Genomic DNA, 12,072 nt, shown 5'->3' on the forward strand with positions numbered 1-12,072 from the left:
ATTGCTTTTTACGCCTTACTTCGGCACCCCGCCCCCCAATGCCTGGTAAAGTTTCATCTGGTTATTCAGCTGATCCTGCCGATTCTGGGCAAGAGCCGACTCGCCATCGCGCCGTTTCTTCTGCTCATCCAGCCACTCCTGTACCCCGGTGGCGCCCTGCCGATAACGCACCTCGGCCAGTTGTTCACTGCGCTTGGCCAACGCCAGTGATTGGGTTAGATACTGGGCTTGCTGCTGATAGTGGACACGGGCCGACAGGCTATCCTCCACCTCAGCCAACGCCTGGTAGAGGTGCTGGCGGAAGCTAACCACGGCTTGGGCATACTCATTATCGGCCACCTGCACCTTGAGCTGCTGCTTATGCCAATCCACAAACGGCAGTGTCACACTGGCACCCAGGGCGCCGACGGGATTACTCAGCAGCTTACTGAGCGTCTCACTGCTGCTGCCCCCGGAACCGGTCAAGGTCAACTCGGGGTAGAGGCTGAGTCGCGTGTCATCTGCCTTGGCCAAGGTGGAGCGTAAGCGTAACTCGCTGGCCCGCAGATCGGGGCGTCGGGCAAGCAGATCGGCGGGTAAGCCTGCGGGCACGGCGGGCACACTCAAGGAGTGCAGGCTCTGCCGCTCAACCAGGGTCTGCTCAGGCGGGCCATCAAAGAGCAGTGCCAGCGCATGGCGCTGTGCTACACGCTGCTGGCGCGACTGAGTCAGCTCCGCCTCCTGGCTCGCCACTTGCTGTTGGGCCTGCAGCAGATCCAAGCCACTGATGGCTCCGGCCTGGTATTTGACCCGGGTCAGATCGAGTGCCCTTTGGGTATCCTGCAGGCTGGCCTCACTCAAGGCTATGGTTTCATTCAAGTAGGCGATCTGCCAGTAGAGGGTCGCCGTGGTACCGATCAAGGAGAGCGCGGTTGCGGCCCGATCCTGATCCGTGGCCTCGGCCTCCCAACGCGAGGCATCGCGCTGGCTAGCCAGCCGCCCCCACAAGTCCAGCTCATAGCTGAGCTCTGCCGATGCACTGTGGCTCTGAGTCGAGGCGCGTGCTGAGTCCAGAGCCTTGGTCACCTGGCTATGGGTGGTAACCGCGGGCGTGGGGTATAGGTTGCTATCGGTCAGATTGGCCTCGAGGCGAGCCTGCTGTAGCTTGAGCCCGGCCAGGGCCAGATCGTTGTTGCGCTCTAGTACCTGAGTGAGTAAACCATCCAGTGTCGGATCACCAAATAGCTGCCACCAGCGCTCCCCCGCCAGCACGGCGTGACCACTGGTCGCTTGTTGCCACGCATTGGGCAGGGTGACGGCAGGTCGCTGATACTCAGAGCGCAAATTGCTGCAACCACTCAGACTCAGAACCAGCAGGCCCAGACAGAGCGTGTAGCCTGATGAGATAAACCGGCGCTTATTCACGAGCGAGAGCCTCTATAGGATCCAGCCGCGCCGCATTGCGGGCCGGGAGAAAACCAAACAGTATGCCGATCAGCGATGAGCAGAAGACGGCCACCAGGATCGAGGTGAGCGAGAAGAGCATGCTGATGGCCTGCACAAAATAGGAGAAGAGCGCACCTATGCCAAAGGAGAGCAGCACCCCCAGCGTTCCCCCCAACAGGCAGACCAGCACGGCCTCGATCAAAAACTGTTGCAGGATATCGCTCTGCCGCGCCCCTACCGCCATGCGAATACCTATCTCCCGGGTTCGCTCTGTCACCGAGACCAACATGATGTTCATCACCCCAATCCCTCCAACTATGAGCGAGATGACGGCGATGGCGGAGATGAGCAGCGCCAGGGTGCCCGTGGTCTTTTGCACCGTCTTCAAGATGCTGTCGCTGCTGTTGGTGAAGATGTCCTTGCTACCATGGCGCTGGGTGAGCAGCTTGAGCACCCCCTGCTCGGCGATGCCATTGGACATTCCCTCCCGCACCCGCAGTGTGATGGAGCTGAAGTAGTGCTGCCCCAGCAGGCGACTCATGGCCGAGGTATAGGGGATCCAGACATTCAGGCTATCGCTATTACCGAATGGGCTCTCTTTCTTGGCCGTCACCCCTATCACCCGACAGGGCAAGGAGCCCAGCAGCAACACCTGGCCTAGAGGATTGACCCCGTGGGGGAAAAATTTCTGCTGGGTGTTAGCATCGATCACCACCACCTGGGCCTGCCGTTTCACATCCTCGGCATTGAACAGCACCCCTTGGGCCAGCTCATAACCACGAACCCGGAAGTACTGCTCACCCACGCCACTGACCGCGGCTGTAGCCGTGATATTGCCCAGGCGCAACAGCTGATTGCTGCTGAGGCTGGGCGTCACACTGTCGGTGTAGACCTGAGCCTGCAAGGCCGACAAGTCAGCAGGCACCAGGGTCTGCACGGCACTGGCACGCTCATCCCCCCAATCCTTGCCCGGATAGATGTCTATGGTGTTAGTGCCCATGGCGGAGATATCGCTGATAACTTTTTGCTGGGCCCCCTGCCCCAGGGCCACCACACTGACCACGGCCATGATACCGATTATGATACCCAGCATGGTGAGCAGGGTACGCAGACGATGGGAGGCCATGGCGATCCCCGCCATCTTGAATGATTCGCTAAACTGCCCCCAACGGGCCAGCCAGGCGTTGACCTCGCCGCCCGGATGCCCCGCCGCGGGCGCACGTTTGCCGGCAGTGGCGACCGCCTCGCCCCCCGCCAGCCGCGGATTGGCCCTATCGGCCACTATCTCCCCATCGTGGATCTCTATGATGCGCTCGGCATGGGCGGCCACCTGCGGATCATGGGTCACCAGGATCACCGTATGTCCCTGCCCATGCAGTTCACGCAGTATGGTCATCACCTCCTGACCGCTCTTGCTATCGAGGGCTCCGGTCGGTTCATCCGCCAGGATCACAGTGCCACCATTCATCAGCGCCCGCGCTATGCTGACCCGCTGCTGTTGACCGCCGGAGAGTTGCCCAGGCCTATGGCTGGCTCGATCGGCCAGCCCCAGGCGTGCCAACAACCCCAGCGCGCGCTCATGGCGCTGACGCTTATCCAGCCCGGCATAGATGGCCGGGATCTCCACATTCGCCACCGCATCCAGGTGTGGCAGCAGGTGATAGCGCTGGAAGATGAAACCGAAGTGATCCCGCCGCAGGGCCGCCAACTCATTGGCGCCGAGACGTTGGGTGGCGTGACCATCGATGAGATACTCCCCGCGACTGGGCCTATCCAGGCACCCCAGGATATTCATCAAGGTGGACTTCCCCGAGCCCGAGGCGCCTATGATGGCCACCATCTCACCGGGATAGATGGCCAGATTGATGTTCTTGAGTACGGCCACCTCCTGCTCGCCACTGAGGAAGCAGCGATCCAGTTGTTCCAGCCGTAACAGGGGCTCGCTTGGTTGAGTTGTCGCAAATTGGCTCATGGCTTATCCTCGTGGTGGCGGGCCACGCCGCGCCGAGCTGGGCACCGCGGCCTCGGCGCTTTGGCTATCCCCCAGTATCACCCGCTCACCCAACGCCAGGCCGGAGAGCACCTCCACATTAACGCTATCCTGCCGCCCAGTGTGGATGGTGCGAGACCTGGGTTCCCCTTGCATCAAGACCTCCACCTCATATTGGTGTGGCGCGACCGCGCGCCCCAGTACCGACAGGGGGATCGCCAGCGCCTGCTGGCTCTGGCCTAAGGTGATGATCACCTGGGCCGTCATGGAGACACGCAATTTATGCTCGGGGTTGGGCACATCAAACAGGCCGTTGTAATAGATGGCTGAGGTGGTACTGCTCGTGGTGGTCGACGTGTCACTGCTGGCCGACTCAGGCGCAGGCTCAATGGCCCGCATCACCCCCTGATACTCCCGATCCGGGTCACCGAGCACGGTAAAACGCGTTGCTTGCCCAGGCTTAACCCGGATCACATCGGCCTCGGAGATCTGCGCCTTCACCGTCATGGTGTCGAGATCGGCCAATTTAAGAATGGTGGGGGCCGATTGCGCCGAGACCACTGTCTGCCCCTCCTCGGTGACGATGGCGATCACCACCCCATCCATGGGCGCCATGATGCGGGTATACCCCAGATTCGCACGGGCGGTATCGACCTTGATCTCGGCCTGACGGATCTGGGCGGCCAGGGATCTTAGCTCGGCCCGGGTCTGGGCCAAGGCCGCCTCGGCGCTCTCCAGATCGGCCTGGGCGGAGGCATCCTGACTGCGCATCTTCTTTTGCCGAGACAGGGCCAACTCATACTGACGCAGCAAAGCCTGCTTGGCCTGCTGCTGCGCCTGAACATTCTCCAGCCCGGCCTGGGCATCCCGCAGATCGTTTTGCTGCAGCACGGGATCTATCTCTGCCAGCACTTCTCCCTGCTTGACGCTCTGGCCCAGCTTGACCTCTAGCCGTTTGAGCTGACCGGAGACCTGAGCCCCCACGTTGACCTGTTTAAGCCCTTCCAGGCTGCCGGTCGCCAGCACAGTTTCCGCAATATCTTGGCGCACTACGGGCACAGTCATGTACTCAATCGGTACAGGAAATAACCTGGGCTTGACCAGCCAGCCCAGCAACAGCAGCGACAAGAGGCCCATCATCAATCCACCTCTGTGTTGCAACATCCACCTCTTCATCCACACTCCTCGCTATTGCTGCTGGCCGCACGGCACATTGGCTAGACCCGGGGCATAATAGATAGTGATATCTGGCCCATTAAGCGAACTTACACGACTTTGCATAAACGGCACGTATCCCAAGATCATGCTGCGCTCAGACCATTTCACATCGCAACGACCTTTTTCATTCCCTTTAACCTGAGGGCGCACTAAAATACGCCCCCTTAATCTGCTATCTGTCTTAACGAGAACCCCATGAGCACCTTCATCTATCTACTAAAAGAGCGTGAGCGTACCCTGCTCCGCCGTCACCCCTGGGTCTTTTCCAAGGCCATAGAAAAGGTGAAAGGTAAGCCCGCCAATGGCGAGCCAGTCGAGGTTTTCGGCAACGACGGACGCTGGCTGGCCCGCGGTGCCTGGTCCCCGGAATCACAGATCCGCATCCGGGTCTGGACCTTTACCCGCAGCGAGCAGATCGATATCGAGTTCTTCCTGCGTCGCCTGCGTGCGGCCCATCAGGGACGCCAGGAGCTCATCTCCCGCCTGGAACTCTCCGCCTACCGTCTGGTCGCTGCAGAGTCCGATGGCCTGCCCGGCATCATCATCGACCGCTATAACAACTTCCTGGTCTGCCAGTTGCTCTCGGCAGGTGCCGAATACCACAAGCAGCAGCTGTTTGATGCCCTGAAAGAACTCTTCCCCGAATGCAGCCTCTATGAGCGCTCGGATGTGGCGGTACGCAAGAAAGAGGGTCTGGCTGAACGTCAGGGTGTGGTCTACGGCGAAGTCCCGCCGGATGAGCTGGTGATCGAAGAGAATAACGGCACCAAGATCCTGGTCGACATCAAGACCGGCCATAAGACTGGTTTCTACCTCGACCAACGAGATAACCGGGCCATAGCCGGGCGCTACGCCAAGGGACGCCGGGTACTCAACTGCTTCTGCTATACCGGCGGCATCGGCGTCTATGCCCTGCAAGGCGGCGCCACCGAAGTGGTGAACGTGGATGTCTCCGAGCCTGCCTTGGCACTGGCCCGTCGCAATGCCGAGATCAACGGCCTGGATCTCAGCGCCGCCCGCTTCGAAAAGCAGGATGTTTTCAAACTGCTGCGTGAATGCAAGGAGCGCGGCGAGAAGTTTGACATGATAGTGCTGGACCCGCCCAAGTTTGCCGAGAGCAAGAGCCAACTGGAAGGCGCCTGCCGTGGCTATAAGGATATCAACCTGCTGGCCTGCCAGTTGCTCAACCCCAACGGTATCCTGCTGACCTTCTCCTGCTCTGGCCTGATGACCAGCGAACTGTTCCAGAAGGTAGTGGCCGATGCGGCCCTGGATGCCGGTCGTGAAGCCCAGATCCTGGAGCACCTGAGCCAGGCTGCGGATCACCCGATTGGTGTAGCCTACCCAGAAGGTTTCTACCTCAAGGGGCTGGTGTTGCGCGTTCGCTAACACCTCAACCCCGCCTGAGCTAGACATAGAGCCGATCCGCCATTGCGGATCGGCTTTTTTGTGGGCCCTGGGGCCCCTAGCTACAGCGATAGCCCACAGCGATAACCCACAGCGATAACCCCAGCGTTTGCAAAGCCACTTGCATTACATCAAAGGCTAGTGCCCCATTTGGGTGTAAGATCCCCTATTTGCACAATGCTTTTTGCACAATGCTGCGAGGTGGTATGAGCACGATCCGTCTGACCCAATACAGCCATGGTGCCGGCTGTGGCTGCAAGATTTCGCCCAAGATCCTGGATACTATTTTGCAAAGCCAACTGCCCGGTTTTGTGGACCCCAGCCTGATAGTCGGTAACCAGAGCAAGGATGACGCCGCCGTGGTCGATCTGGGCGATGGTCGTGGCCTCATCTCCACCACCGACTTCTTCATGCCCATAGTCGATGATCCCTTCACCTTTGGCCGAATTGCCGCCACCAATGCCATCAGCGATGTCTACGCCATGGGCGGAACCCCTATAGTGGCTATCGCCATACTGGGCTGGCCCATCAAATTGCTGGGAGCCGACATAGCCCAAGCCGTGGTGGATGGGGGGCGCCAAGCCTGCCGGGAAGCAGGGATCTCCCTGGCGGGCGGCCACAGCATCGACTCTCCAGAGCCCATCTTTGGTTTGGCGGTCAATGGTCTGGTGCAGCTGGATCAGCTCAAGCGCAACGATACCGCCCAGGCGGGCGACCAGCTGTTTCTGACCAAACCCCTGGGGGTGGGCATACTGACCACGGCCCAGAAGAAACAGCAGTTGAGCGCCGAACACCAGCAACTGGCCATAGCGACCATGTGCCAGCTCAACAAAGCCGGAGCCACCTTTGCCACCCTGCCCGGCGTCACGGCACTCACCGATGTGACCGGCTTCGGCCTGGCGGGGCATCTGGTGGAGCTGTGCGAAGGGAGCCAGCTACAGGCCTGCCTGGAGATGGCCGCCCTCCCCCTGCTACCGCACCTGGATGGCTATCTGGCCGCTGGTTGCGTCCCCGGCGGCACCCAACGTAACTTTGACTCATATGGCCACAAACTGGCCCCCTTGAGTGAGCGGGAGCGGCAACTGCTGTGTGACCCGCAAACCAGTGGTGGCCTGTTGGTGGCCGTACGTCCCGCCGCCTGCGCCGAGTTTCTCGCCTGCGCCCAGAGCCTGGGGCTGACGCTGGCCCCCATAGGGGAGCTCAGCGCCTACACGGGCAGCACTCGGGTCATGTTGCGATGAATAGCCGCCACTTGCCCCAGGAATTACCCGTCTGCAGCGATCTGACCACCCTGTTCTTACAGGCGCGGCCCCTCATCGATCTGCGGGCCCCCATCGAATTTGCCGCCGGTGCCTTTCCTAACGCCATCAACCTGCCGCTGATGAGCGATGAGGAGCGGGCCGCCGTCGGCACCTGCTATACCCAACGTGGCCAGGAGGCCGCCATTGCGCTGGGCCACCAGTTGGTGGGCGGCGCATTACGCGAAGCACGCATCGAGGGGTGGCTGGCCCAGATCCGCCAGCAACCGGATCTGCTGCTCTACTGCTTTCGCGGCGGTCTGCGCTCACAAACGGTACAGCTCTGGCTCGCCGAGCAGGGGGTCGTGGTTCCCCGTATCGCGGGGGGATACAAGGCAATGCGTCAATTCTTGATGCAAACCCTGGAGTCTGTGGTGGCCCGTTCCCCGCTCTGGCTGGTCACCGGCATGACCGGATCCGGCAAGACAGATCTGCTGCTGGAGGTGCCAGCGGCCGTAGATCTGGAGCAGCATGCCCGGCACCGAGGCTCCAGCTTCGGCGCCCTGCCAGGAGGACAACCGAGCAATATCAACTTTGAAAATGGGTTGGCGATTGAATTGCTCAAGCGCCAGGCCGCAGGCCAGAGCCACTTCATCCTGGAGGATGAGAGCCGGATGATTGGCCGCTGCACACTACCCAGCTCGCTCTTTTCACTGATGGAGCTGGCCCCTCTGGTACAGCTGGATGCACCGCTGGGTGAGCGGATCCACCGCATCTGTCGCGACTATGTCGAAGGCATGTACCAGCGTTTTGCCGCCGTGGCAGCCAGTGGCCAGAGTGAACCCAATGGCCAGAGTGCACAGAGTGCCGAGCAGGCGCTACAGCAGTTTCTTAGCCAAGGGCTGGAGCGTCTGACCCGCAGATTGGGCTTACTGAACTATCAAAAGCTCAATGCCCAGCTAGAGCTGGCTCTGCAGCAGCAGTTCAACCAACAGGATTATTCGGGCCATCATCTGTGGATCGAGCGCCTGCTGGTGGATTACTACGACCCTATCTATCTGCGCCACCTGCGGGCGCGTGAGGCCAAGATTGTTTTTCGCGGCGATCACCAGGCCTGCCGGGAGTACCTCAATGCCTTGAGTTTCCAGCATCTGGGGCTCACGCTCTAACCCGCGGCCAACGGTCACCATCCACAAACAGGGATCGGCAAGTCGGCGGCAATCCGGTAGAGTAACGCCGACCCCAGTTCAACACAGGTAGTGAGTGATGGAGAATTCCCTTCGTTTTCAACAGGCCTTGGCCGCCTTCGATACCGCCAACCAGGCCGACCCGCGCCGGGTTCAACTAGACGGTGAGGAGCTAGCCTATGAGCTGCTCTATGCCCGGCGCATGAGTGCCGAGCTAGCCCAGTTTGCCCCCACCGCCTCCGAATATCTGCAACTGGCCGCCCGGGGCCAGCATCTGGAGCGCTGGCAGCTGCCCCGGGATAGCTACCCCATGAACCGGGAGGGTTACCTGGCCTGGCGCAACGAATTGAAACTCTGGCATGCCAAGCGGGCGTGTGAGCTGATGGCTCAGGCCGGTTACAGCCAAGAGGAGCAGGCCCGGGTCGCGACCCTGATCAAGAAAGAGAAATTCAAGAGCGATGCCGAAGGGCAACTGCTGGAGGATGTGGTCTGTCTGGTATTCCTGCGCCACTATTTTGCCGAGTTTGCCAGCCAGCACAGCCAGGAGAAGATCATCGACATAGTCGCCAAAACCTGGCGTAAGATGTCGGCCGCCGGTCAAGCCGCCGCCCTGACGTTACCCTTTACGCCGGAGCAACTGGCGCTGCTGAAGGTAGCCCTGAAGCTGTAGCAACAAGGTTAAGCCCCTCTTCGCCAACAAAAAAGCCAGTCACACAGACTGGCTTTTTTTCAACAGACTCACCTTGCCAGAGCTCACATCAGATCTCGACCAGATTATCCGACATGGAGGCTTTGAGGGTGTGCCAGAGTTTGCCCGAGTCGGCACCATACTGCCGCACCAAGGGCAGTACCGCCTCATATTCGCCGCGAGCAGCCAATTCCGACAATTGACGGTAGAAATTCAGGCTACAGTCGCGGGTCTGTTTCTCGGCAAAATAGATGCGCCCCAGGCGAGTATACAAGCCATGGAAGCCATTGAGGATCAAGGCATAGATGGGGTTGCCGGAGGCGAATGCCAGTTGGTGATAGAGGCGGTAATCAAAATCGGAGAAAGAGGCCGCATCATCCCCCAGGTTGGCGGCTTCCGCCGTCAGGGTGATCACCTGCTCCGGATTGTTCTTCACGGCCCCACGAATGAAGATGCCACTGATATTGGTGCGAGCCGATAGCAGGTGATCCAGCAGTTGCGGGAACTTCTCCTGATCGAGACGCGCCAGGGTCTCCAGAATATTGAGCCCTGAGGTTTCCCAGAAGTTATTCACTCGGGTCGGCTTGCCATGCTGAATGGTCAACCAGCCATCCCGGGCCAAGCGCTGCAACACCTCGCGCAACGTGGTTCGGGTTACACCAATCAGCTCAGAGAGCTCACGCTCGGCAGGAAGTATGGTGCCCGGGGCGAATCGATTATTCCAAATCGATTCGATGATATATTCCTCGGCAAAACCGGCCGGGCTTTGAGCTTTAATGATCATCAACTGACTCTTTTTGTTATCAAGCAGCGCCGATGATAGCAGAGCTCTATCCGACACAACAAGCGCTGGTGTGACCAGTCGACCATCACCAGCGACTTAACGTTCCCATTGCGGACTATTTCGCTCCCGCCACCCTCTCAGGATCTGTGGTGTGAGCCACAGCATGGCTTGGCAAGCGCAACACAAAAACGGGCAGCACTATGACAGCCATCAGCCAGAATACCTGGCTACCAAACGCCTGGAACAGCACACCCGAGAGTACCGTCAGCAACGCCATGACAATACCTGTCGGCACCGCGGCATAGAGGGTCTGAGCAGGGATAACCTGATCGGCAGACATATGTTGCGTCATGTAGCGGATGGCTCCCAGATGGCTGACACAGAAGGTAACCGCATGGAGCAGTTGAGAGAGCGCCAGCCAGGTCACATCGGTAGTTGTCGCCAGTATCGACCACCTCAGCAGACAGCCAACCGCACCGATCAAGAAGAGAGACTGGTAACCTAATGAACTCAACACGCGACGACTAGTCGCAAACATGATGATTTCAGCCAGCACGCCAAGGGCCCAGAGATAGCCAATAAGGTTCTCGGCATAACCACTGGCTTTCCAGTAGATAGCGCTGAAGCCGTAGTAAGCCGCATGGCTACCTTGCAGCAGGGCAGTGATGAGCAAAAACCGCAAAAAAGTCGGACTCTTCAAAAGCGGCATGAAACCCGCGCCCGCCTTCTGGCTGGCGCCATCTAACGGCGCTGGGGTCATGGGCAACCAGCTTAAACCACACAGCAGAACCAAGCCGATGAGCATGGTATAGAGTACCCAGTCCGCGCCCCAGTGCTGAACCAGAGCCCCCACCAGGGTTGAACCCAGAATAAACGCCGCCGAGCCCCACAGGCGGATCTTGCCGTAATCCAGGTTGACCTGCAGTGTCATGCGAGTTGCCAATGCTTCACTCAGGGGCAGCAAAGTGGGATAAATGAAATTAGCCAGCAGCATCAACAACAATAAGGGCCAGAAGCCACTCAACCAGTGAAATCCGACAAAGCAGAGCAAACTGACCAAGGCCAGATAACGACAGGCCGGGATCAGCAAGGAGGCCCGGTTGGCCTGACCCATGATCAGCAGATTTCCCACAAAGCGAATGGCAAGCCCAAGACCAATCAGCAAACCGATGTCATCGGCCGACAAACCGCGGGATTCCAACCACAACGCCCAAAACGGAACATAAGCACCGTACACGAAGTAAATGGCAACAAGAAATAACGAAAGCCAGGCAAAAGGTCGCACAAAAAACCCCTACAATTCAAACGGGCAGCAAGGATAACAAAGCCCGGGCGAGATGTCAGTTGGGAGTGGGAATGCCTAACCTAGCGCTGGATGAACCCCTGCCGCTGCAGATAGGCCAGCATGAAGGGGCGGCTCTCTTTGCTCAGTATCGCCTTCACCTGACCACTCCAATCCTGTTGCTTGGTGTTGTGGCTGCGAGCGGCGTAATAATGGCGCATCGTCACATCATACTCGGCCAGCAACGACTCATCCAAGGCCTCGGGGTAGCGCTCCTCATGCAGCCACAGAGCGAGGGGCAGGCGTGGTTTGCGCTCCGGTTGCTCCGCCGGATAGCCCAGGCACAGACCAAAGAGCGGTAACACCTGCTCGGGCAGTGCCAGCAGCTCGGTAACCTCTTGCGGTGCATTACGGATCCCGCCTATGAATACGCCCCCCAAGCCCAGGGACTCGGCTGCCGTCAGGGCATTTTGCGCCATCAGGGCCGTATCAATACACCCCATCAGCAGTTGCTCGGCAAAGCCCAGCTTGGCTTGCGGCGCAATCCGCTGATTGCGCGCCAGATCGGCGCAGAAGACCCAAAACTCGGCGGCGCTGGCCACATAGGGCTGCTCACCGGCCAAAGAGGCCAAGCGGGATCGCACTGAGGGGTCAGTGATGCGGATCAGGCTGACCAACTGCAGGAAACTGGAGCTCGACGTGGCTTGGGCGGCAGCCAGGATCGCCTCCCGTTGCTCAGCGGAGATAGCTTGTGACGTAAAATGACGAATGGAGGTGTGATTACGCAATAGCTCGATAGTCGGTGTCATCTTCTTCCTTAATCTTGTTCGTAAACAGCCATGCCCGAGCAATG

General features: G+C 59.5%; 10 protein-coding genes. 4 read left to right on the forward strand and 6 right to left on the reverse strand.

Annotation, left to right across the window (positions count from 1 at the left end; all coding sequences use genetic code 11):
- Positions 1–15 precede the first annotated feature (15 nt).
- The 3 genes from ACZYTD_RS04675 to macA are packed head-to-tail and all read right to left on the reverse strand — an operon-like array spanning position 16 to position 4,591.
- A complete protein-coding gene (locus tag ACZYTD_RS04675; RefSeq protein ID WP_463889806.1) occupies positions 16–1,404 on the reverse strand; it encodes an efflux transporter outer membrane subunit in 1,389 nt (462 codons plus the stop codon).
- Positions 1,397–3,397: a MacB family efflux pump subunit gene (locus tag ACZYTD_RS04680; protein WP_463889808.1), complete on the reverse strand. Its 2,001-nt coding sequence runs from the start codon at positions 3,395–3,397 to the stop codon at positions 1,397–1,399. The genes ACZYTD_RS04675 and ACZYTD_RS04680 overlap by 8 nt, the downstream gene beginning before the upstream one ends.
- A gap of 3 nt (positions 3,398–3,400) precedes the next feature.
- Positions 3,401–4,591, reverse strand: a complete 1,191-nt coding sequence (macA, locus tag ACZYTD_RS04685) for a macrolide transporter subunit MacA (protein WP_463889810.1) — start codon at positions 4,589–4,591, stop codon at positions 3,401–3,403.
- A gap of 237 nt (positions 4,592–4,828) precedes the next feature.
- Here macA and ACZYTD_RS04690 point away from each other — a divergent pair, with 237 nt between their 5' ends.
- From ACZYTD_RS04690 to ACZYTD_RS04705, 4 genes are all read left to right on the forward strand, one after another.
- On the forward strand, positions 4,829–6,022 hold the full coding sequence (locus ACZYTD_RS04690) for a class I SAM-dependent methyltransferase (protein WP_463889812.1): 1,194 nt from the start codon (positions 4,829–4,831) through the stop codon (positions 6,020–6,022).
- 224 nt (positions 6,023–6,246) lie between these two features.
- Positions 6,247–7,281, forward strand: coding sequence for a selenide, water dikinase SelD (gene selD / locus ACZYTD_RS04695; protein WP_463889814.1), 1,035 nt, complete (start codon positions 6,247–6,249; stop codon positions 7,279–7,281).
- Entirely contained in the window at positions 7,278–8,447 is a 1,170-nt protein-coding gene (gene mnmH, locus ACZYTD_RS04700; RefSeq protein WP_463889816.1) for a tRNA 2-selenouridine(34) synthase MnmH, read from the forward strand. Before selD ends, mnmH begins: the two co-directional genes overlap by 4 nt.
- 97 nt (positions 8,448–8,544) lie before the next feature.
- Entirely contained in the window at positions 8,545–9,135 is a 591-nt protein-coding gene (locus ACZYTD_RS04705; protein ID WP_463889817.1) for a DUF4202 domain-containing protein, read from the forward strand.
- A gap of 88 nt (positions 9,136–9,223) precedes the next feature.
- Here ACZYTD_RS04705 and fadR read toward each other — a convergent pair whose 3' ends face one another.
- The 3 genes from fadR to nfsA form a co-directional block, all read right to left on the reverse strand.
- Positions 9,224–9,937, reverse strand: a complete 714-nt coding sequence (gene fadR / locus ACZYTD_RS04710; protein WP_463889819.1) for a fatty acid metabolism transcriptional regulator FadR — start codon at positions 9,935–9,937, stop codon at positions 9,224–9,226.
- 115 nt (positions 9,938–10,052) lie between these two features.
- Positions 10,053–11,222: a 3-phenylpropionate MFS transporter gene (locus ACZYTD_RS04715; protein WP_463889821.1), complete on the reverse strand. Its 1,170-nt coding sequence runs from the start codon at positions 11,220–11,222 to the stop codon at positions 10,053–10,055.
- Between the two features lie 80 nt (positions 11,223–11,302).
- Positions 11,303–12,028, reverse strand: coding sequence for an oxygen-insensitive NADPH nitroreductase (nfsA, locus tag ACZYTD_RS04720; protein ID WP_463889823.1), 726 nt, complete (start codon positions 12,026–12,028; stop codon positions 11,303–11,305).
- Between the last annotated feature and the right edge of the window lie 44 nt (positions 12,029–12,072).

Source organism: Pseudaeromonas sp. HNCC25DJ180, assembly GCF_055413345.1.

Coding starts and splice junctions, on each gene's coding strand:
- ACZYTD_RS04680 (WP_463889808.1), bottom strand. CDS start 3,397: ATGAGCCAATTTGCGACAACTCAACCAAGCGAGCCCCTGTTACGGCTG.
- macA (WP_463889810.1), bottom strand. CDS start 4,591: ATGAAGAGGTGGATGTTGCAACACAGAGGTGGATTGATGATGGGCCTC.
- ACZYTD_RS04690 (WP_463889812.1), top strand. CDS start 4,829: ATGAGCACCTTCATCTATCTACTAAAAGAGCGTGAGCGTACCCTGCTC.
- selD (WP_463889814.1), top strand. CDS start 6,247: ATGAGCACGATCCGTCTGACCCAATACAGCCATGGTGCCGGCTGTGGC.
- mnmH (WP_463889816.1), top strand. CDS start 7,278: ATGAATAGCCGCCACTTGCCCCAGGAATTACCCGTCTGCAGCGATCTG.
- ACZYTD_RS04705 (WP_463889817.1), top strand. CDS start 8,545: ATGGAGAATTCCCTTCGTTTTCAACAGGCCTTGGCCGCCTTCGATACC.
- fadR (WP_463889819.1), bottom strand. CDS start 9,937: ATGATCATTAAAGCTCAAAGCCCGGCCGGTTTTGCCGAGGAATATATC.
- nfsA (WP_463889823.1), bottom strand. CDS start 12,028: ATGACACCGACTATCGAGCTATTGCGTAATCACACCTCCATTCGTCAT.